Source organism: Gordonia sputi NBRC 100414 (genome assembly GCF_000248055.1).
Classification (GTDB): domain Bacteria; phylum Actinomycetota; class Actinomycetes; order Mycobacteriales; family Mycobacteriaceae; genus Gordonia; species Gordonia sputi.
In genome coordinates this window covers 1-21096 of the sequence record NZ_BAFC01000025.1, presented here as the reverse complement: position 1 = coordinate 21096, position 21096 = coordinate 1, and the positions used below count along the sequence as shown (strand labels likewise).

The 21096-nt window shown below is 65.0% G+C and carries 17 protein-coding genes; 11 read left to right on the top strand and 6 right to left on the bottom strand.

Going from position 1 to position 21096, the window contains the following annotated elements; all coding sequences use genetic code 11:
* Positions 1–5: 5 nt before the first annotated feature.
* On the bottom strand, positions 6–572 hold the full coding sequence (locus GOSPT_RS04060; RefSeq protein WP_005203218.1) for a TetR/AcrR family transcriptional regulator: 567 nt from the start codon (positions 570–572) through the stop codon (positions 6–8).
* A 61-nt stretch (positions 573–633) separates the two neighbouring features.
* Entirely contained in the window at positions 634–1752 is a 1119-nt protein-coding gene (locus tag GOSPT_RS04055; RefSeq protein ID WP_005203215.1) for an agmatine deiminase family protein, read from the bottom strand.
* A 204-nt stretch (positions 1753–1956) separates the two neighbouring features.
* Here GOSPT_RS04055 and GOSPT_RS04050 point away from each other — a divergent pair, with 204 nt between their 5' ends.
* The 3 genes from GOSPT_RS04050 (at position 1957) to GOSPT_RS04040 (ending at position 4842) form a co-directional block, all read left to right on the top strand.
* On the top strand, positions 1957–2292 hold the full coding sequence (locus GOSPT_RS04050; RefSeq protein ID WP_005203214.1) for a metal-sensitive transcriptional regulator: 336 nt from the start codon (positions 1957–1959) through the stop codon (positions 2290–2292).
* A 68-nt stretch (positions 2293–2360) separates the two neighbouring features.
* Complete coding sequence (locus tag GOSPT_RS04045) at positions 2361–2564, top strand: heavy-metal-associated domain-containing protein (RefSeq protein ID WP_005203212.1); 204 nt, start codon at positions 2361–2363, stop codon at positions 2562–2564.
* A 1-nt stretch (position 2565) separates the two neighbouring features.
* Positions 2566–4842, top strand: coding sequence for a heavy metal translocating P-type ATPase (locus tag GOSPT_RS04040; protein ID WP_005203211.1), 2277 nt, complete (start codon positions 2566–2568; stop codon positions 4840–4842).
* A gap of 125 nt (positions 4843–4967) precedes the next feature.
* Here GOSPT_RS04040 and GOSPT_RS04035 read toward each other — a convergent pair whose 3' ends face one another.
* The gene (locus GOSPT_RS04035) at positions 4968–6434 is read right to left on the bottom strand and encodes an FAD-binding protein (RefSeq protein WP_005203210.1); all 1467 of its coding nucleotides are present in this window, start codon (positions 6432–6434) and stop codon (positions 4968–4970) included.
* A gap of 92 nt (positions 6435–6526) precedes the next feature.
* On the opposite strand from GOSPT_RS04035, the gene GOSPT_RS04030 reads away from it, so the two are divergent.
* The 8 genes from GOSPT_RS04030 to GOSPT_RS03995 all read left to right on the top strand — a co-directional run bounded on the left by GOSPT_RS04030 (position 6527) and on the right by GOSPT_RS03995 (position 18535).
* A complete protein-coding gene (locus GOSPT_RS04030; protein WP_005203209.1) occupies positions 6527–8119 on the top strand; it encodes a molybdopterin-dependent oxidoreductase in 1593 nt (530 codons plus the stop codon).
* An 85-nt stretch (positions 8120–8204) separates the two neighbouring features.
* Positions 8205–9593, top strand: coding sequence for an alpha/beta hydrolase family protein (locus tag GOSPT_RS24230; protein ID WP_005203207.1), 1389 nt, complete (start codon positions 8205–8207; stop codon positions 9591–9593).
* Between the two features lie 237 nt (positions 9594–9830).
* Entirely contained in the window at positions 9831–10928 is a 1098-nt protein-coding gene (locus GOSPT_RS04020; protein ID WP_005203205.1) for a Re/Si-specific NAD(P)(+) transhydrogenase subunit alpha, read from the top strand.
* Positions 10928–11233, top strand: coding sequence for an NAD(P) transhydrogenase subunit alpha part 2 (locus GOSPT_RS04015; RefSeq protein ID WP_005203203.1), 306 nt, complete (start codon positions 10928–10930; stop codon positions 11231–11233). Before GOSPT_RS04020 ends, GOSPT_RS04015 begins: the two co-directional genes overlap by 1 nt.
* On the top strand, positions 11230–12747 hold the full coding sequence (locus GOSPT_RS04010) for an NAD(P)(+) transhydrogenase (Re/Si-specific) subunit beta (RefSeq protein ID WP_005203202.1): 1518 nt from the start codon (positions 11230–11232) through the stop codon (positions 12745–12747). Before GOSPT_RS04015 ends, GOSPT_RS04010 begins: the two co-directional genes overlap by 4 nt.
* A 92-nt stretch (positions 12748–12839) precedes the next feature.
* Positions 12840–14978, top strand: a complete 2139-nt coding sequence (locus GOSPT_RS04005) for a phosphoinositide-specific phospholipase C-related protein (protein ID WP_039854683.1) — start codon at positions 12840–12842, stop codon at positions 14976–14978.
* A gap of 69 nt (positions 14979–15047) precedes the next feature.
* The gene (locus tag GOSPT_RS04000) at positions 15048–16085 is read left to right on the top strand and encodes a YdcF family protein (RefSeq protein ID WP_005203200.1); all 1038 of its coding nucleotides are present in this window, start codon (positions 15048–15050) and stop codon (positions 16083–16085) included.
* A 125-nt stretch (positions 16086–16210) separates the two neighbouring features.
* On the top strand, positions 16211–18535 hold the full coding sequence (locus GOSPT_RS03995; protein WP_082965587.1) for a SulP family inorganic anion transporter: 2325 nt from the start codon (positions 16211–16213) through the stop codon (positions 18533–18535).
* Here GOSPT_RS03995 and GOSPT_RS03990 read toward each other — a convergent pair.
* The 3 genes from GOSPT_RS03990 to ligD form a co-directional block, all read right to left on the bottom strand.
* Positions 18507–19247 carry a metallophosphoesterase gene (locus tag GOSPT_RS03990; protein WP_039854718.1) on the bottom strand — a complete coding sequence of 247 codons (741 nt, stop codon included), beginning with the start codon at positions 19245–19247 and terminating at the stop codon, positions 18507–18509. The two genes, GOSPT_RS03995 and GOSPT_RS03990, sit on opposite strands and share 29 nt — an antisense overlap.
* Before the next feature lie 152 nt (positions 19248–19399).
* Positions 19400–20200, bottom strand: a complete 801-nt coding sequence (locus GOSPT_RS03985; protein WP_005203196.1) for a dienelactone hydrolase family protein — start codon at positions 20198–20200, stop codon at positions 19400–19402.
* Positions 20201–20246: 46 nt separating this feature from the next.
* The coding region (gene ligD, locus GOSPT_RS03980) for a non-homologous end-joining DNA ligase (RefSeq protein ID WP_005203195.1) at positions 20247–21096 on the bottom strand (850 nt) is incomplete at its 5' end.

The following is a 21096-nucleotide window of genomic DNA, read 5'->3' as shown; positions in this document are numbered from 1 at the left end:
TGTCGTCACGCGGGTTGTCGGGGTCCGACTTCGTGCTCGATGGCACCTCGGAGTAGGTCACGGGCGCGGGCCAGCTCGATGGAGCCGCTGTGCCATCGTTCGCTGAGTCCTTCGACCAATGCGGTCAGCCGGGCAGCGGTCGCGGCGGGGTCAGTGGTGATGGCGTCCGGGATTCGGGTGATGAGGTCTTCGACGTCTCGGTCCCAGGCGGCGGTGCTCGCCCGGAGAGGTTCTTGGAGGGCGGGAGTGAACGCCGCGCTCGCTCGTAGCTCGCCCCAGGCAACGCTCGCGGTGCGCACCTCGTCGGTGTCTTGCAGTTCGTCGAGCAGCATTGACTCCAGCTGTGTCCGGGGGTGGGAGTCGGCGCTAGGTGTCGTGTAGTCCTGAGCGCGCTCGTTGATGTATTCGAGTGCAGCCCGCAGGATGCCGTCGCGGTCGGTGAAGTGGTAATAGATCAGCGCGGTCGACACCCCGGCTTCGGCGCTCAACTGCGCTACGCGCAGCCCGCGCACGCCGTGTTCGGCGATGACGCGCACCGCTGCCTCCAGGATGCTGGTTCGACGGTCAGACATCTCTTCTCCGAAGATCGACCCACGCTCAGAGTGCGGGTGCAGGATTGGTGGGCGCCGATGTTCAGGCCGGCTGCTGTTGAGTGGCGCAGTGGATTCCGCCGCCTCCGGCAGCAATGCCGTCGATGTTGACCTGCACCACTTCACGGTCGGGGAACAGCTGTTGCAGCGTGTCCTTCGCGGCGGCATCGGTGTCGGAGGCCCCGAACTGCGGACCGATCACCGCACCGTTGCAGACGTAGAAGTTGATGTACCCGGCCGCGAAGTCGTCGCTGGCGAACTGCTCACGCACACTCGATGGGCTCTCGAGTTGTTCGACCGTCAGTGGTCGGCCGCGCGCGTCCGTCGCCGCATGCAGGATGTCGAGATGGCGGTGCGTGACGTCATAGTCGAATGACTCGGGATCGGTCTCCAGTCCTGCGACCACCGTTCCGGGACTGGCGAAACGGGCGTAGAAGTCGGTGTGCCCGTCGGTGATGTCCTTGCCACGTACCCCAGGCAACCAGATCACCTTCGTCACGCCGAGTAGGCGATCGAGCTCGCCTTCGACATCTGCCTTCGACCACCCGGGGTTGCGGTTGTTGTTCAACACGCAGCTCTCGGTGATGATCGCGGTGCCCTCACCATCGACTTCGAGCGCCCCGCCCTCCAGCACGAGATCGGTGTGCACCGTCTCCGCGCCACCGCGTCGGGCGACGAAATCTGCGACCTTGCTGTCGCGGCCGTGGTCTTGCTTTCCGCCCCAGCCATTGAAGTTGAAATCCACGCCACCCGCGGTGGTATCCGTTTTCACGAACACCGGGCCGGTGTCACGAATCCAGAGATCATCCAGGGGACACGCCACCAACTCGACGTTCGCTCCGCCGATCAACTCTCGAGCCACGCCCATCTCGTCGGGCGACACCAACATCGACACAGGTTCGAACCGGGAGATGGTGGTAGCGATCATCGCGAGGTTACGTTGCACCTCCGGCACCAGCCGCGCGCCCCAGATCGCCTCGCCGGCGGCGAAGGCCATCCACGTTCGCGTGTGCCGTTGACCTTCGTCTGGCATCACCCATCGCCGCTCGTCCGACCGCCGTTCGCCCGATGACGTCGCGGCGGTGTCGCCGTCACTGCACGCCGCGAGCACGGCAGCACCGATCGCGGTGGCTGACAGCTGCAGAAAAGCACGGCGTCGCATTTCTGGGGTTCCTCTCGTCCTGGCACTCGGTCCCGCGGGTGACCTCTAGGCAGCGTAGATCCTGACTGAATATTCAGTCAAGAATGGAGGCGCGGCGAGCATGGCGATCCGACGCTCATGCGGCCGATCGCGATATACCCTAGGGGGGTACCGTTTCATGACGATTCCTGGTATACCGGTAAGGGGTATACGAGGAGAGTGACCATGACCGTAGACGCGACACCGGACGCCGGGGCCAACACAGACGCCGAGCACAACGCGCACGGATACATCACGCGCAAAGACGACTACCTCAAGCGTCTTCGACGCATCGAGGGACAGGCGCGTGGGCTTCAGCGCATGGTCGACGACGAGGAGTACTGCATCGACATCCTCACCCAGTTGTCGGCGATGACCAAGGCCCTGCAGGCAGTCGGACTCGGCCTGCTCGAAGAGCACATGAACCACTGTGTGGTACACGCCGCGCAGGAGAGTGACGACGCGGGTCGTGCGAAGGTCGACGAGGCAATGGCCGCGATCGCCCGGCTCGTCAAGTCCTGATGCGGCCAGCCAAGTCGATGCAGTCAACACTGACGACGATCAACCACCATGAAAGGTAACCGAATACGATGACCACAAGCACCTACACCGTCACCGGCATGACCTGCGGCCACTGCGTCGCATCGGTTCGCGAGGAGATCGGCGAGATCCCCGGCGTGAACAATGTTGACGTGACGTTGGAGACGGGCGTCGTCGAGATCTCCAGCGATCGCGAACTCGCGCGCGACGAGGTCTCCGACGCCGTGTCCGAAGCCGGATACGAGCTGGTCTGACATGTCCACGACGTACACGACGCACGGTGAGGGGCCGGCCACCGTCGTCGACCTCGACATCACCGGCATGACGTGTGCGTCGTGCGCGAATCGCATCGAGCGCAAGCTCAACAAACTCGACGGCGTCCACGCCACGGTGAACTTCGCGACCGAGAGGGCGACGGTCGACGGCACAGCCGACGTCGACACCCTCGTCGCCACGGTGAAGGATGCCGGATACACTGCGACGCCGGTGCGTCCGAAAGCTGTTGGCGGGTCGTCTGATTCAGGATTGGACGACGGAGCCGAGGCTTCTGCGATCGATTCGAGTCCCGCTGCCGTCGAGCTGCGGGGGTTGCGTCAGCGACTCATCATCTCGGCGTTGTTGTCGATACCGGTCATCGTCCTCGCGATGGTGCCCGCATGGCAGTTCACCAACTGGCAGTGGCTGTCGCTGACTCTTGCTGCGCCCGTGATCGTTTGGGGCGGCTATCCGTTCCACCTCGCCGCGTGGCGCAACCTGCGGCACGGCACTGCGACCATGGACACGCTGGTGTCGATGGGCACTCTCGCCGCATTCGGATGGTCGCTGTACGCCCTGTTCTTCGGCATGGCCGGAATGCCGGGCATGACACACGGATTCGAGCTTCTCCCCGAGCGCGGAGCGGGAGCGTCGTTCATCTATCTCGAGGCTGCGGCAGGCGTCACGACCTTCATCCTCGCGGGACGCTATGCGGAGAAACGCGCCAAAATCCGTGCGGGCGACGCGCTTCGGGCGCTCATGGATCTCGGTGCGAAGGACGTCGTGATCCGACGTGCGGGCAGTGAGGTGCGGGTCCCGATCGGAGACCTCGCCGTCGGAGACGAGTTCGTCGTCCGTCCGGGCGAGAAGATCGCTACCGACGGAGTGGTCGTCGAGGGTGTCTCCGCTGTCGACATGTCCATGCTCACAGGCGAATCCGTGCCCGTCGAGGTGACCGTCGACGACGACGTCGTCGGTGCGACGATCAACACGAGCGGACGGCTCGTGGTTCGTGCGACCCACGTCGGTTCCGATACCGCGCTGGCGCAGATGGCCCGGATGGTCGAGGCAGCGCAGGCGGGTAAGGCCCAGGTCCAGCGACTCGCCGATCGGATCTCCGGCGTCTTTGTTCCCACCGTCATGCTCATTGCCCTTGGCGCACTGATCTTCTGGTGGGTCGACGGTTCGGTACTGACGGCGTTCACCGCGGCGGTCTCGGTCCTGATCATCGCGTGCCCCTGTGCGCTCGGACTCGCGACACCGACCGCGTTGATGGTCGGCACCGGACGTGGTGCGCAACTCGGAATCCTGCTGTCGGGCCCCGAGGTGCTCGAGAAGACCCGACGCATCGACACCGTCGTGCTGGACAAGACCGGCACCGTGACGACCGGCGAGATGCGCGTCGACGCCGTGCACCCCGCAGCAGGGGTCTCCGCAGACGAGGTCACCACCCTCGCCGCGGCGGTGGAGAAGGGATCTGAACATCCCATCGGCCGCGCCATTGTCGTTGCTGCACAAGATCTTCCGGTACCAGAGGTAGACGAGTTCGACGCCGCTCACGGCATCGGTGTGTCGGGGAAGGTCGGGACGAGCAGCGTCGCCGTCAGCGGGCCTGCGCATCTCGACGTCGAACTCGACGAAGGGCTTCGCAGTGCCATCGACGATGCCCAGGCCGCGGGAGCCACTCCCGTCGTCGTGCTGCGCGACGGTACACCTCGCGGTGTCATCGTGGTGTCGGACACGGTGAAACCGGTTGCCGCCGAAGCGATTTCGCGTATGAAGAAGGCGGGGTTGCGACCAGTTCTGTTGACTGGTGACAACGCGGGCGCCGCACAGCACGTGGCCGACATCGTCGGTATCGACACCGTGATCTCCGATGTGCGGCCGGAGGATAAGGTTGCCGAGGTCGTACGCCTACAGCAGTCGGGCGGCTCCGTGGCGATGGTCGGCGACGGCATCAACGACGCACCAGCGCTCGCGCAGGCCGACCTCGGCATCGCGATGGGCACCGGTACCGATGTCGCGATCGCCGCCAGCGACGTGACTGTCGTCGACGGTGACCTGAACAAGGTGCTCGACGCGATCGCGTTGTCGCGCGCGACATTACGGACGATCAAGCAGAACTTGTTCTGGGCATTCGGCTACAACGTCGCCGCGATTCCGCTCGCCGCGGCCGCGCTGCTCAATCCGATGATCGCGGGCGCCGCGATGGCGTTCTCGTCGGTGTTCGTCGTGCTGAACAGCCTGCGCCTGCGGAGGTTTACGCCGCGGCGGTGATCTCGACAAGCTCGATCAGCGGGGGTGCAGCTCGATCGGCGGGTGGGGTGATCTCGACAGGCTCGATCAACGGGAACGGCTCGATCAGCGGTGTTGCAGCTCGGTCGGCGGGTGGGGTGGCTCGATCAGCGGTGGGGCAGCGCGGCGGCGTGGCGTCCGGCGCGGCGTCCGAAGTACGAACCCTCGCCCAGTTGTGTTCCGCTGGCGTAGCCCTTGCTGTCCTGCGCGATGTTCGCCGCGCCCGCGCCCGCTGCGTAGAGTCCGGGAATCGCGGCGCCGGCGGCGTCGAGCACCTCGCCGTCGACCGAGGTTGCCATGCCGCCGAGTGTGAACCCCGCGTACATCGCCTTACCGAGGCTCATGTCGAAGACCGCCCAGGGCCCCTTGTCCTGCGGCGCAAGGTATTCGGGTGCCTTGTGGAAGTCCGGGTCCTCTCCGCGCGCGGCGTTCTCGTTGTACCGATCGAGGCTCGCCTGGAGTTTTCCGGTCGGAATGCCAAGCGCCTGTTCGGCTTCCGCGATCGTCTCGTAGCCGTCGACAAACGGCACCAGCGGCATGCGCGGCCGCTTCATGTGCGCTTCGTCGACGATCAGGTATGCCGTCGAATCTGGTTGTTCGAGAACGAAACTCGACGTCCGTGAGTGGTAGGAGTCCTCCGCGACAAAGCGATCGCCGTTCTTGTTCACCGCGATCCCGGTCAGCAGAATGGCGGGCGGATACACAGGTGCGGTGCAGAAGGCCTGATCCATGTGCTTGAGTTCGGCACCCACCGAGACGCCCATGCGGAGTCCGAGGCCGTCGTCGTAGGTATTGCCTAGGACATACGGCTTCTCGGTGAGCCACGGTACGTTCTCGGCGACCATGTCGGAGTTCATCACGAACCCTCCCGCGGCGATGACCACACCCTTAGCCCTGATCACCCCGTCGCCGCTGCCGGGGCTGTGCCACGCGACTCCGGCGACAGCGCCGTCGTCGACGACGAGTTGCCGCGCGCCGGTTTCGTAGCGCACCTCCACCCCGAGGTCGGCGAGACGTTTCACCAGCAACTCGACGATCATCGCGGCACCGCCCGTGTCGCCGGGGACCGGAACCTTGTGCCCACGCGGGGCGGGAACGGCCATGGTGTTGAACGGCCACACCTTCTCGTTGCCGGTGTACATCAGACCCTGCGTCTCGGGCTGGACGACGGCCTTCTCCGGGTAATAGCTGCGCTCGAACTGGAAGCCGAGAGCCTCGAGCCAGTCGAAATGCTCGACGCTGTCGACGCAGTACGCATGGATCTTGTCCGGCTCCGGATCGCTGGAGACCGCGGTGATGTACCGCTCCATCTCCTCGGCGGAATCGTCGTGCCCGGTGGCCTTCTGGACCGCCGTACCGCCGCCGAGGTAGAAGTGTCCGCCCGCGAGCGCCGTCGTTCCGCCTGCCGCCGCAGCACGTTCGAGGACCAGAACGCGTGCCCCGTTCGACGCCGCCTCCACCGCGGCGCATCCGCCTGCGATGCCCAGTCCGATTACCACGACGTCGACCTCGTCGCTGAACTGCGTCACCGCGCCGAGGGAGAGGGTGTCGGGAATCCGTGTGCCGTCAGCCATGCGGGTTAGCGTAGACCAAAAACTAGAACGTGTTCTAGTGATTGGGGGTCCTGCGTTTGCTCTCTCCTCAGGCTCGAGAGGTATCAAGGAGTGTGTCCTCGGGACGAACCCTCACCAGACCTGACGTCGACGACAACCGTCGACCGTCGACTCATGACGGCCCCGCAGCGGTCGCCGGGCTGATCGCGGTCGGTGCGGGCCTCGCCGTTGGCGAGTTGTGTGCGGTTCCGATCTCGGAGAACAGTTCGCCATTCTTCGCCGTCGGCTCGACGGTCGTCGACCACACGCCGCAGGCGGTCCGTGAGTGGGCGATCGGCACCTTCGGTACGTCGGACAAGACCGCCCTGTTCACCGGGATGGCGCTGATCATCGTCGTCCTCGCAGCGGCAACGGGCGTGCTGGAGCGGCGTCGACCTCCCTTCGGCTGCGTCGTGATCGGAGTGTTCGCGGTGGTCGGGGTGGTCGCGGCACTCAACCGGTCGGGTTCGAGCGGCGCCTACATCATTCCGTCGCTGCTCGCCGGGGTCGTCGGTATCGGGGTGCTGCGACTGCTCCTACGACAACTCGACGCCACGCAAGACACCTACGACGACGAGCAACAGGACGACGAGCAACAGTCCGGGGTCCCACGGCGCTTCGTCCTGACGGCTGCGGGAATCGCGGTCGCAGCCATCGCCGTCGGCGCCGTCGGCCGCAAACTCCTTGCCGACGCCGCGCGCACCGTCGCCGATCGCGCAGGGATCAAGCTGCCCGCCCCCGCCTCACCGGCACCGCCGATCCCCGCGGGCGCCGACATCGGTGTGCAGGGCGCGACGACGTACGTCACCGACAACGCGTCGTTCTACCGCATCGACACCGCCCTACAGGTGCCTCAACTGACCACCACGGACTGGACGCTGCGGGTGCACGGCCTCGTCGACGAGGAGTTCACCCTCACCTGGGACGAACTGCTCGCCATGCCCATGACCGAACGCGTCGTGACGTTGACCTGCGTGTCCAACGAGGTCGGCGGCGATCTCATCGGCAATGCACGCTGGCTCGGCGTGCCGATGAAGACTCTCCTCGACAGGGCAGGCGTGCGCCCGGGCGCCGACATGTTGTTCTCGACGAGCTCAGACGGCTGGACCGCGGGCACGCCCGTATCGGCGATCACCGACAAGCGGGACGCGCTGCTCGCCGTCGCGATGAACGGCGAGCCGCTGCCGATCGAACACGGATTCCCTGTGCGACAAGTGATTCCGGGCCTGTACGGGTATGTGTCGGCGACGAAGTGGGTGACCGATTGGGAGCTCACCCGCTTCTCCGACGCCCAGGCGTACTGGACCACGCGCGGGTGGTCGGCGCTTGGTCCGATCAAACTCGCGTCGCGCATCGATCGTCCCGCGGGCGGCTCGGTCAACCCCGGCGAGGTGATCATCGCCGGGACGGCGTGGGCGCAACACACGGGTATCTCCGCCGTGCAGGTTCGTATCGACCGCGGGCCCTGGCAGGACGCGCAACTGGCAACCGAGTACAGCATCGACACCTGGCGCCAGTGGAAGTTCACCTGGCAGGCGACGAGCGGCAAGCACACCGTCGAATGCCGCGCCATCGACAAAAACGGCAAGGCACAGACCGAGACCGAGGCCGATCCGGTTCCCGACGGCGCGACCGGACTCGATTCTCGCGACTACACCGTCGGCTGAGCAGGATGCGCCAGGGGTTGCCGCGCGCGGGAGGCGACAGCCGGGGGCTACCCTTCGACGCAGCACACGTGGAGGGTGGGGTCACATGCACAGAATCATCACTTCTGGACTCGCGGTGTGCGCTGCGGCCATGCTGCTGACACCCGGCACCGCGAGCGCGGCGTCGACAAGCGCGTCGAATCCCGTGCAGTTCCCCTCGTCCTGGTATGAGCCGACGCCGATCCGGGACAAACCCAGCTGGCTCCCGGAGGGTCTCGGAGAAGATTCGACGGTGGTCCTCATCCCCGGCACCAGCGATTTCACACCGATCAGTTCGACGGTGATCGGCGGCGCAGGTTCCCCGATGGGAGGCGACCAATACGGCCGCACGGTCGACGTCGGGTTCTACGACGCACCGCATGGCGCGGGCTCCTACAATCCGAAAATCCCTGTCGTGCAATACCCTGCGGCCTTCGGGGTCGTTGTCGGCAACAAGGAGTTCGATCTCACCGGCAACGGCACCTACAACGATTCGGTCGACATCGGCACCGCCGACGGCGTCGCTGACGCCGAGCGGGCATGGGTTGATCGCGGTAAATCGGGCACCATCGTTCTCAATGGCTACTCGCAGAGCGGGTCCATCGCGATGAACGTCGCCTACCAACTCCACCAGAAGTACTTGGCGGGAGACGCGGACGCGATCCCGGATGCCAACGTCGTCGTGCTGGTCGGCGCCGACTCGCGATTTCCCAACACAGGCATCGAAACGGTCATACCCAGCGTCATCCCCGGTGCCTACACGAACGGTCCGCGCGACGAATCGAGTACCGGCGACATTCGGGTCATTTCCTACTGCGTGCGCGGAGACTCGGTGTGCGGCTTGGGAAATCCCCTCGCGCATCCGTTGGCCTCCGCTTTCTACTTCTTGCCCGGCGCCACGATCCACGGACAAAAGGGCAACCTGGTGAACCAGTATCAGGTGGTCTCGACGAAGGAGGTCGGCAACACCACCTACGTGGTCCTCGACGGCGGCAATCCGCAGGGGATCTTTCTGCGCAGCCTGGGCATACCCGTTCCACCAGAATTCGACGACGCGCTCGACACTCTGGTCCCCGTACCGGAGCCGGGTGAGGCGTCGATGAATGCAGGCGAGAAGCTGCCGACACCGCGCGAGATCCAGGTTGCTCTGTACGACGCGTTGGGACTGCAGGTACCGGTCACCGACCCGGACGCCCTCGCGGCACAGGGTAAGACGTGGCAGCCGCCGCAGAACACCAGCGCGGCGCCGACCCCTCGCGATCAGGAGGTGGGCGATCAGGCGGTGTCGGCCTCGGCGCCCCCTGCTCGCACAAACCCTGCTCCCACAACCCCTGCTCGCACAAACCCTGACCAGCTTCCCGCAGCCGCCGACACTGCGCCCGCAGCGGTCCACGAAGACCCCGTCGGCGACTTGGTCGCCCGTATCGTTCGGTGGGCAACCGGCAACGTCAAGTAAAAGTGAGCAATTCAACGGCGTGATCTGCGTCTGATGAGGTCATGCTATGTTCGTCGCACCGAATTTCGAGCGGGCGCGGCGTGCGGATGACCACCTCATTGACGAACGCGCCCCGACGAGGCGCCATACGTTGTGACCGGAGGAGTAAACCCGCGGATCGCCGTGCGCTCGTACCCAAAACAAGATCGAGTACTGACCAAGACCAGTGCCGAAGAAGACAGAGAAGAAACAGACAACATGAGTGTGGGAGTCGTGCGCGAAACGGCCGAGGGTGAGCGTCGCGTGGCGCTCGTCCCGAAGGTCGTTGCGACGCTGGTAGGTAAGGGAGTGCCGGTAACCGTCGAATCGGGTGCCGGTGTGGAGGCGTTGATCCCCGACGACGCATACGTCGAGGCGGGAGCAACGATCGGCGATCCGTACGCGGCGGATGTGGTGCTTCGTGTGTCACCGCCGAGCGATGCCGAGATCGCCAAGTTGCGTCGCGGCCAGAAGCTGATCGGCTTCTTGGCACCGCGCAATGCCGACACCAAGGTCGGTGCGCTGAAGGAAGCAGGCGTAGAGGCATACGCCGTCGAGGCGATTCCGCGTATCTCGCGCGCGCAGGTCATGGACGCGCTGAGCTCGCAGGCCAACGTGAGCGGCTACAAGTCGGTCGTCGTCGCGGCCGACAAGTCGACGCGATTCTTCCCGATGCTCACCACCGCGGCCGGTACCGTCAAGCCCGCGACCGTGCTGGTGCTCGGCGTGGGTGTCGCGGGTCTGCAGGCGCTGGCAACCGCCAAGCGCCTCGGCGGCCGGACCACCGGCTACGACGTGCGACCCGAGGTGGCCGAGCAGGTCCGTTCGGTCGGCGCTCAGTGGCTCGATCTGGGAATCGACGCCGCGGGTGAGGGCGGATACGCCCGTGAACTCACCGACGACGAGCGTGCCAAGCAGCAGCAGGCGCTCGAAGACGCGATCAAGGGTTTCGACATCGTCATCACCACCGCACTGGTGCCGGGACGCCCGGCACCTCGCCTGGTCACCGCCGCTGCCGTCGAGGGTATGAAGCCCGGCAGCGTCGTCGTCGACCTCGCGGGTGAAACCGGCGGTAACTGCGAGCTGACCGAACCGGGACAGACCGTCGTCAAGCACGACGTCACCATCACGTCGCCGCTGAACCTGCCGGCGACGATGCCCGAGCACGCGAGCGAGCTCTACTCGAAGAACCTGCAGGCGCTGATCGAGCTGATGCTCGACGAGAACGGCGCCATCACACCCGATTTCGACGATGAGGTCATCGCATCCGCATGCGTGACCGGGTCGACGTCGACCAGTTCGGAGGTGAAGGCCTGATGTACACCGGTCTCATGGCGAACATCGCCATTCTCGTTCTCGCGGGATTCGTCGGCTTCGCGGTCATCTCCAAGGTGCCCAACACGCTGCACACCCCACTCATGTCCGGTACCAACGCCATTCACGGCATCGTCGTGCTCGGTGCGCTGGTGGTGCTGGGTTCGCTTCCGGCAGATGCCAATTGGGGCACCCGCACCATCGCGTTCGTCGCGCTGATCTTCGGCACGCTCAACGTGGTCGGCGGCTTCCTCGTCACCGACCGCATGCTCGGAATGTTCAAGGGTAAGAAGGAGTCTGCCAAGTGAGCGCCATCCTCGCCTCGACGGTACTGGCGAGCGAGTCGACGGGTCAGGTCTCCGAAGGCCTGGGCTACGGCGTCACGGCTCTCTACATCGTCTCCTTCTCGCTGTTCATCTACGGACTCATGGGACTGACAGGTCCCAAGACCGCTGTGCGCGGAAACTGGATCGCCGCAACGGGTATGGGCATCGCGATCGTCGCGACCCTGCTCAGCGTCTACAACAACGCAGGCGACGTCGGTGTCCCGACAGTCAACTGGGTGCTGATCGCCATCGGTCTCGCGATCGGTGTCGCACTGGGCATCCCGCCGGCGCTCAAGACCAAGATGACGGCGATGCCGCAGTTGGTCGCGCTCTTCAACGGCGTCGGCGGCGGTACGGTCGCGCTCATCGCGTGGGCCGAGTACATCGAGTACGACGGCTTCACCCAGGTGCCGCACGAGCCGAACGTGGCCGTGATCGTGGGATCGCTCTTCGCGGCGATCATCGGTTCGATCTCCTTCTGGGGTTCGCTGGTCGCCTTCGCGAAGCTGCAGGAACTGCTCAACAAGAACCTCGAGAAGAAGCTCGTCGCAGCGGCCAAGCTGTTCCAGGTCGCCAACGTCGTGCTGGCGATCGTGGCCGTAGCGGTGGCCGTGGTCATCGGTGTGAAGGCGAGCTCGACCAACGCGACCCCGTGGTACTGGATCGTCATCCTGCTCGTCGTCGCGGGTCTGATGGGTCTGTTCGTGGTGTTCCCCATCGGCGGCGCCGACATGCCCGTCGTCATCTCGTTACTCAACGCACTCACCGGATTGTCCGCTGCCGCTGCGGGTCTCGCGCTGAACAATCAGGCGATGATCGTCGCGGGCATGATCGTCGGAGCGTCGGGTTCGATCCTGACCATGCTCATGGCCAAGGCGATGAACCGCTCCATTCCCGCCATCATCTTCGGGTCCTTCGGTGGAGGCGACGCCGGTGCCGCGGGTGTTGCCGGTGGTGCTGGCGGAACGGTCAAGGCCACCTCGGCTGCCGACGCCGCGATCCAGATGGCCTATGCCAATCAGGTTGTCGTCGTTCCGGGATACGGTCTCGCTGTCGCCCAGGCGCAGCACACCGTCAAGGAAATGGCAGACCTGTTGGAGGACAAGGGCGTCGAGGTCAAGTACGCGATCCACCCGGTCGCGGGTCGTATGCCCGGCCATATGAACGTGCTGCTGGCCGAGGCCGACGTACCGTACGACTCGATGAAGGAGATGGACGACATCAACGGCGAGTTCACTCGCACCGACGTCACCATCGTCATCGGCGCCAACGACGTGACCAACCCGGCGGCGCGCAACGACCCGTCGTCGCCGATTCACGGAATGCCGATCCTCAACGTCGACCAGTCCCGATCGGTCATCGTTCTCAAGCGTTCGATGAGTTCGGGTTACGCAGGCATCGACAATCCGCTGTTCACCGCGGAGCAGACGTCGATGCTGTTCGGCGACGCGAAGAAGTCGGTCGCCGAGGTCATCGAGGAGCTCAAGGCGCTGTAGCACGCTGTCGGCACTCCACGACGGCGAGGAACAACTTTACGATTCGATAGCAGCGGGCGGCACGATGTGTCGCCCGCTGCTATGTGTATGTGATGACTGTCGAAGGTTCCCGAGTGCGCACGGTTATCTCGCACGTCGTTTTCGGTCTCGGAGTGCTGTGTCTGCTCGGCGGGTTGTTCGCGGGTCTGGTCAACCGCGAGGCCGTCAACAGCGCGCGGTTCGCCGCGCATGTCGACTCGATCCGGCAGGATCCCGCGGTCGCGCGGCAACTCGGCCTGCTCGTGTCCGGCAAGATCATCTCGGCGTCGCCAGAGCTCGTTGCACTGCGTCCGCTGGTGGAATCGGTGTCGATCTCGGCGGTGTCGAGTCCCGCGGCGGGTCCCGCGGTGAGAGGACTCACCGCGTCGATCCACCGATCGATCACCACGGGCGACAGCAATCTGTTCGTGCTGCGTCTCGCCGATCTCGGGGCGGTCACCGTCGCCGCGCTGCGGACGGTGGCACCCGACGTCGCTGCTCGACTCCCCGACAACATGGACGTCACGCTCTCCGCGATCGGCGCGAGCGAATGGGACTCGGGCATCCTCGATTACGTCAGATGGGTTCGGGTACTGGCCTGGCTGTTGCCGCTACTTGGCGTGCTGCTGATCGTCGGCGCGGCGTTCATCCGACCTCCGCCCGTGGAGAAGGGTCGAGCCGCGCGCGTCGCCGCGGTCACCGACACGCTCGGTGCGGCGATCATCTGGCTCGCCGCGCTCGTGGCCGCAATCCTGCTCGCCTGCACCATCATTGCCGCTTTCATCCCGACCGACACCCTCGACGGTGCAGTGACAGTCGCGGTCTGGCGCGAGGTCGACGGCAGGCTGTGGATCATCGCTGCGATAGCGGCGCTGATCGGGCTGGCCGTGCGCGCGGCGTCGAGTCTCGCGCCGGTCGACGATCTCGACAGACTCGCAGAGCGCCTGCGCGCCTGGGTGATACGACGACCCTCGACGCCTGCGGCCATTGCCGCGCGTGGTGGAGTGTTGGTGCTACTCGGTGTGCTGGCGGTGCTGCGACCGCTGACGTTCGTCACGGTTGTCGCCGTGGTGCTCGGGGCATGTGCCCTCATCGCAGGAGCGGGGGAGTTGCTGCGTGCGGCGAACAGGCAACTGCAGGGCAGTGATCGGCGGCAGGTCGCCGGCCGGTTGGCGATTCCGATCGTTGCGATAGTCGGCGTAGCGGCACTGCTGGCGACAGTCGGCGTGCTGGCGTGGCCGCAGCCGACACCGGCGTTGAGTTCCGTTGTCGCCAAGGATGATCCGAACGCGTGCAATGGTCACGTGGAATTGTGCGACCGGCCGTACAACGACGTGGCGTTTCCCGGGACACACAATTCGATGTCGGCCGCTGACGGCAATCGGTGGTTTCTCGCGGAACAGGAAACCGGCGTCATGGGGCAACTCGACGACGGCATCCGCGTGTTCCTCATCGACAGTTGGAACGGTCAGATGTCGAACAAGCCGCCGATCATCGCCAACACGCAGGACAGCCGCGCACAGGCGTTGGCAGCGGCGGAGGAGCTCTATGGAGCTCAGACCGTACAGAGTGCCTTGAGGGTGCGCGACGCCCTCGATCTGACGCCCGTCGGGCCGGTCAAGCCGTACCTGTGTCACGAACTGTGCGAACTGGGTTCGACGGAGTGGCTGCCACTGATGATCAAGGTGCGTGAGTGGATGGACCGCCACCCCAACGAGGTGGTCACGTTCTTCGTGCAGGACATGGTGGCACCCGCCGATGTGGAGACCCTGCTGCGGCAGGCGGGACTCTACGACCGGCTCTACACGCCGACCCTTGGCCAACCATGGCCGACGCTGCGCCAGATGATCGACACCCGCCACACGCTGGTCTGGCTGCACGAGAACGTCGGTGGAGGTACCGAGCGGCCCTGGCTGCTCGACGGCAAGGAGTGGACCCAGGACACCCCGTACGAATTCCGCACGACGGCCGAGTTCAACTGCGACCGCAACACAGGATCGACCACAGCGCCACTGTTTCTGGTGAATCACTGGATGAGCAACTTCACCAGCAGGATTCGCGACGCCGGAGTGGTCAATCGCGAGGAGTTCTTGTTCAACCGGCTCGAGCAGTGTCGCGCCGAGCGGCACATGATTCCCAACTACGTTGCCGTGAACAACTATCGCGTCGGAGACCTGTTCGCTTCGGTGGACCGGCTCAACGGGGTCAGTTAGCCCCCGCCGTTATCGACTTGGGATCGCAGGGAGACCCAGCCTGGCGCGAGGAGCCTTAGAGTTACGCAAGTGACTCATGTGACCAGAGTGAAGCGAGTTCGACGCGGCGTCGTCGCGCTCGTCGCGGCGGCAGCGGTGGGTGGTGCGGTCGGTTCGTTGCCCGTGGTGCACCACGCCCAGGTGCAGCCGACCGTGACCGCCGTCGACCCTGCGTCGCTCTACAACTCCGCCCAGCAGAAGTTCGCGTCAGGCGACGTGACGGGCGGACTCGAGGCCCTGAAGCAGTCGCTGGTTGTCGCACCCGCTGACACGGATTCACTCGCGCTGCAGTCGATATGGTCCGATCAGGCCGACGATGCCGCCACCGGTAAGGCGGCGCTGAGCCGACTCTCGATGATCAATTCGACACTCGCGACGAGCGTCCGCAACATCACCGCGGGTGTGTCCGCCGCCGCCGCGATCGTCCCGTCCACCTCGCCTGCGCCGGTGTCGGGACGGTCGGCGATAGTCGTACTCGGCTATGGGCTCGGGGCCGACGGAGCCATGGCACCCGAACTGGTGAAGCGGCTGACGGCGGGCAAGGCCCAGGCCGACGCGGCGCCGTCGCTTCCGATCGTCGTCACCGGCGGCGTGCCGAAGAAGGGCATCACCGAGGCGTCGGCGATGAAGAAATGGCTCGTCGCCAATGGTGTCGAGGCATCGAGGGTGACGGCGGAGGACAAGTCGGTGTCGACGGTGTCGAACGCACAGAACACGGCTGCGATCCTTGGTGCGCGGGGCATTTCCGACGTCGTGTTGGTCACCTCGCCCAACCACATTCGACGAGCAGCAGCCGACTTCGCCGCAGTGGGACTCAAGGTAGGAGGATCTGTCACCACGCCGACCGATCTGGCGAAGTACCTCACACCACTGACGAAAGATCAGCAGAAGGGCATTCGACTCGAAGCGACTCGCGCCGCAGGGATTCCCGCCACCAAACAAGTACAGTTGCCGATCCCGAGTGTGCCCGGCCTGCCGAACAATCTTCCCGACACGGGCCCGGGTCTGATTCCCGAGATCGGTGGCAAGATTCTCGATCAGCTCCTGCAGACCGGATCGAAAAGTTGAATGGCGCAACGACTTTCGATTCGCACGTGAGTTGAATCACAATCCACATCCTGGTCTAGGGGTCTCACAAGGGATTTCGCCTTTCGAGCAACCCTGACGTAACTCTCAATCTGTACGTTCGGGACATGGTAGCTACCCCGACGGACTCTCGACGGATAGACACGGCCCAACAATCCCGCGATCGATGGCGCGGAGTCCTGAAGTACGACGTTCCGGCATCGCTCGTTGTTTTCCTTGTGGCGCTGCCACTTTCGCTAGGCATCGCGGTAGCCTCCGGCGCGCCCGTCATGGCAGGGCTGATCGCGGCGGTGGTCGGTGGTGTGGTGGCGGGATTGATCGGCGGCAGCCCGCTCCAGGTCTCGGGGCCCGCAGCGGGACTGACGGTGGTGGTGGCCGAACTCGTCACCAACTTCGGCTGGAAGGTGACGTGTGCGATCACCGTTGGCGCGGGAATTCTGCAGATTCTCTTCGGTGTCAGTCGGATCGCGACCGCCGCGCTCGGCATTGCGCCGGTGGTGGTGCACGCGATGCTGGCCGGAATCGGAATCACCATCGCGCTGCAACAGATTCACGTACTGCTCGGAGGCAAGTCGAAGAGTTCTGCGCTTGCCAACATCAGCGAACTGCCCGAGCGGATCGGCGACATCAGCTGGGCCGACGCCTCGATCGGAATCATCGTCATCGTGGTGATGGTGGGTTGGAAGTTTCTCCCCGCACGCGCACGCAAGATTCCCGGACCTCTCGCCGCGATCGCACTCGCGACGGCGCTGGCAGCTGCACTCAACCTCGACGTCGAGCGGGTTCGCCTCGACGGCAACTTCTTCGACGCCATCTCACTTCCTGAACTACCCCATGGCAATTGGGGCGGATTCGTTCTCGGCGTGCTCACCGTCGCGTTGATCGCCAGTGTCGAATCCCTGCTGTCCGCGGTTGCCGTCGACAAGATGCACGACGGTCCGCGCAGCAGATTCAATCGCGAACTCATCGGGCAGGGCAGCGCGAACATGACATCGGGCCTCCTGGGTGGACTCCCGGTCACCGGAGTGATCGTGCGCAGCACCGCGAATGTCGCTGCGGGAGCGCGTACTCGGTGGTCCGCGGTTCTGCACGGCGTGTGGATTTTCGTCTTCGCGGTGTTCCTGACTGCGCTGGTCGAACAGATCCCGTTGGCGGCGCTCGCCGGGCTTCTCGTGGTGATCGGTATGCAACTGGTGAAGCTGGCGCATATGAAGACCGCCCTGCGCACCGGCGACCTGTGGGTGTACGGGGTGACTGTTGTCAGCGTCGTCTTCCTCAATCTCCTCGAGGGGGTGGCCATCGGCCTTGCTCTTGCTGTGGCACTGGTCCTGTGGCGGGTCATTCGCGTCGAGATCAACGCAGGGCCGTCGGCGGTAGGCGAGTCAGGCGAGTGGCTGATCGCGGTACGGGGGTCGCTGAGCTTCCTGTCCATGCCGCGACTCAACAGTGCGCTGGGCAAGGTTCCCGACAACGTCCCGGTCACACTGGAATTCGACGTCGACTTCCTCGACCACGCGGCGTCGGAGATGATCTCCGATTGGGTTCGTGCACGCGAGGCGACGGGCAATGAGGTGACGGTGATCGAGCGTGGCCGGGCGCGAATCGAGCATGCGCCGCTGGCTCCGCCGCGCCGACACACCGGCGGCATCATCGGTCTGACACCGTGGCGCAGCCAGCGAATCCCCCTCGACGACAAGGCTGTTGCCGACGTACCGGCATCGCTGCGATCGATCATGGCGGGCGTCACCGACTATCACCGCGAACATGCCGACGTGCTGCGTGGCCACCTGCAGGATGTGGTCGATTATCAGCAGCCGGACGCCTTCTTCCTCACCTGTGCCGATTCGCGGATCATGCCGAACATCATCACCTCGAGTGGTCCCGGTGACCTGTTCACGGTACGCAACGTCGGCAATATCGTCGGAGGGCCCAACGGCGGCGCCGAATCCATCGAGGCCGCACTCGATTTCGCGATCAACGAGGTCGGAGTAGGTGCCGTCGTGGTCTGCGGGCACTCGTCGTGCGGTGCGATGCGCGCGGTGCTCGACGACCGTCGTGGACGTGAGTTGTCCTCGGATGCGACGTCGAGCTCGCCGATCCGTTCGTGGCTGGCCCAGGCCGAACCGAGTCGGACCGCACTGCAGCTTGGTCATCCCGCTGGAAGATCAGCCGCCAGAATGGGTTTCAATGATGTGGACCAACTCGCGGTGGTGAATGTCGCCAAGCAGGTGGAGATTCTGAGTCGCCATCACCTCGTCGGGCGGGCAGCGGCCGAGGCGCGTCTACGAATCATCGGACTGTACTTCGACATTCGTACCGCACAGGTCTACGAGGTCAGCCAGACCGGTATCCACCTGGCAGGCGTCGGCCACCACGTGAGTGGTTTGCTGGACCGCGAAGTCGCTAGAACATCACCGAGCGAAAGTGTGTGATCAGCCGTCCGGCGTCGTCGAGGATGTGAAAGGCGATGCCGGGCGGCTGACCGCGGTTCACGATGTCGTGGCCTTCGAAGGGCAGGTTCAGCGTCGAGGAGACACCGGGTGCGACGCACAGCGGTCGGTCGGCGAATCGGGTGACCGCGGGCGTGTGCGCGTGTCCGCACAGGAACGCGACGATGTTGGGATGCGTGTCGACGAGAGCTGCGAGGCGTTGTTCGCCGGTCTGGCGGATGCTGTCCATGAACGGCATCTCCAGCGTGACGGGCGGATGGTGGAACGCGACGAACACCGGGGTGTCGGGTCCGTGCGCGGTGATCTCCGCGGACATCCACGACAGCGTGTCGTCGTCGATGTAGCCGTCGTTGCGGCCAGGGATCGAACTGTCGGCCACGATGAACAACACGCCGTCGACGAGCGCGGACGAGTTGATGGGCGCCGACGACTCGGCCCTGAGAATGCCCGCGTTGAACGCGGTGCGCTCGTCGTGATTGCCCTCGGTGATGAGGATGGGCAGCGGGCTGTCGATGACGAGTGAGGCCTCGCGGTACTCGCTGGGGCTGCCCTCGTCGGCAATGTCACCGGTGATCAGAAGGACATTGATACCTTTCGCGCGCGCGTTGATATAGCTCAACGTCGATTCGATGCGGCCGCGATTGAATCGGGTGCCGTTGAAATGCAGGTCGCTGATATGCGCGACAACGAACACAGGCTCTCCCGGGGGTTTGGACACACTGAACATAGCCAACAGAGTTGCCGATCGCGAAGCGAGGCCCGTGGGCGTGGCGAGAGACTCACTTGCGGCGGCCGAATAGCCGATGTCGGGGGAAGGTGTTCAGTGTGGTGTCCAGTGCAGCTCGGCTATCGGTGCAGCGTGTGCGCGAACAACTTCCGTAGCTCGGCGAAGTGGTACTCGGAGGCGTCGTGGTTGTACACCGCGGTGTCGGCCATCGTGTAGCCGTGCTGGGCGCCCGGGTAGACGGTCGCGGAATGAGTGACGCCCGCGGTGATGAGAGCGTGCTCGAATTGGGCGATCGCTTCCGGGGGAAGAGATCGGTCGCGGTCGGCGTGCACGGCGAGCACCTGGGCGTCGACGTTCGCGAGGCGCAGATGCGGACTGTCCGATGACTGTGTGACCAACCCGCCCGTGTGGAACATGCCGAGCGCTGCGACGTCGTCGGGTCGGGTCGCCGCGGCCAGTAGGGCGAGTCTGCCGCCCGCGCAGTATCCGGTCACGCCGATCGGGCCCTTCGAGACGCCGGGTGTTGCTCTCAGTGTGTCGATATATGCGGCGAGGTCGGGTACGGCGAGATCGTCGGTCAGCGCGCGTACGCGCGGCATGGCAGCACTGAAGAACTGCTCGCGCGACTCGGCGTCGAGGAGTTCGTCGTCTGGCGATGTCTCCTCGGCGGAGCCCCAGCGGTAGAAGACATTCGGAACCAGCACGACGTAGCCCCACGACGCGATGCGGTCGGCCATGCGACGGGTCTGCGGGCGCAGCCCGATGGCGTCGATGATGAACAGCACGCCGGGGTATTCGCTGTCTGGACCCTCGCTGTCTGGTCGGACGAGGTAGGCCTCCGCGTCGCCGTCGGCGGCCGCGACGGTCACATTCTCCCCGACGGTGTCATGCTCTTCGACGGAGTCAGGGGTGTGGGTCATGTTCGGTGTCCTCTCACGGGTGGCGGGTGGGGGGGGGTTGGGATCGTCACAGGTCGCCCGGAAGTTTGTCGCGGCGGATTCCGCGCCAGCTCGGGTGGCGGAGGTGGCCGGTGCTCGTCCAGTCCATGAACCGGACCTCGCCGACGATCTTGGGGAGCACCCAGGTCGCGGTGGACGCGACGGGGCGGTCGAGCTTCTCCAGGAACGGACTCCGCGAGATTTCGAGCGGCTTGAGTTCTTCTGCAAGGCTTTTCAACGACGCCTCGGTGAACCCGGTGCCCACCCGACCGACGTAGCGCAGCCCGGTCTCTTCCGGCAATCCGACCAACAGCGATCCGATGACGCCCTCACGATTGCCGCGCCCGAGGCGGTAGCCGCCGACGACCACCTCGATGTCGCTCCAGTTCTTCTGCTTGCGCCACTGGCTGCTTCGACGTCCCTGTTGATAGGTCGACGTCTTACGTTTCGCGACGACACCCTCGAGTCCGTGGTCGCGGCTATGGCTCACGGCAGCCGAGCCCGGAGCCGGGAGTAGCGGTGGGATCTCCACGTACGCAGACTCTTTGAACGCGGGAGCGAGGGCCTCCAAGAGTTGTCGACGCTCCGACCACGGTTTGCGTAGCAGCGATGTGCCGTTGAGGTAGAGGATGTCGAAGAGGTACAGCTTGAGCGAGTACGCCTCCGCGGTGTTGTTGCGCGAGGCCAGCAGAGTGAAGTTGGTGTGCCCGCTGGAGTCGACGGCGACGACCTCGCCGTCGAGGACGACGTCGATGAGGCCGAGTTCGTCTGCTGCCGAGCGTAATTCGGGAAAGTCGGCGGTCATGTCGATCCCCGACCGTGAGGTGAGCCGGAAGTCGCCATCGATGGAGCGCAACAGGATTCGGTACCCATCCCAC

Bases quoted from the DNA above. Each gene is read 5' to 3' on its own strand.
- GOSPT_RS04035 (WP_005203210.1), bottom strand. From the start codon at position 6,434: ATGGCTGACGGCACACGGATTCCCGACACCCTCTCCCTCGGCGCGGTG.
- GOSPT_RS04050 (WP_005203214.1), top strand. From the start codon at position 1,957: ATGACCGTAGACGCGACACCGGACGCCGGGGCCAACACAGACGCCGAG.
- GOSPT_RS24230 (WP_005203207.1), top strand. From the start codon at position 8,205: ATGCACAGAATCATCACTTCTGGACTCGCGGTGTGCGCTGCGGCCATG.
- GOSPT_RS04020 (WP_005203205.1), top strand. From the start codon at position 9,831: ATGAGTGTGGGAGTCGTGCGCGAAACGGCCGAGGGTGAGCGTCGCGTG.
- GOSPT_RS04015 (WP_005203203.1), top strand. From the start codon at position 10,928: ATGTACACCGGTCTCATGGCGAACATCGCCATTCTCGTTCTCGCGGGA.
- GOSPT_RS04055 (WP_005203215.1), bottom strand. From the start codon at position 1,752: ATGCGACGCCGTGCTTTTCTGCAGCTGTCAGCCACCGCGATCGGTGCT.
- GOSPT_RS04005 (WP_039854683.1), top strand. From the start codon at position 12,840: ATGACTGTCGAAGGTTCCCGAGTGCGCACGGTTATCTCGCACGTCGTT.
- GOSPT_RS04060 (WP_005203218.1), bottom strand. From the start codon at position 572: ATGTCTGACCGTCGAACCAGCATCCTGGAGGCAGCGGTGCGCGTCATC.
- GOSPT_RS03985 (WP_005203196.1), bottom strand. From the start codon at position 20,200: ATGACCCACACCCCTGACTCCGTCGAAGAGCATGACACCGTCGGGGAG.
- GOSPT_RS03995 (WP_082965587.1), top strand. From the start codon at position 16,211: ATGGTAGCTACCCCGACGGACTCTCGACGGATAGACACGGCCCAACAA.
- GOSPT_RS04040 (WP_005203211.1), top strand. From the start codon at position 2,566: ATGTCCACGACGTACACGACGCACGGTGAGGGGCCGGCCACCGTCGTC.
- GOSPT_RS04045 (WP_005203212.1), top strand. From the start codon at position 2,361: ATGACCACAAGCACCTACACCGTCACCGGCATGACCTGCGGCCACTGC.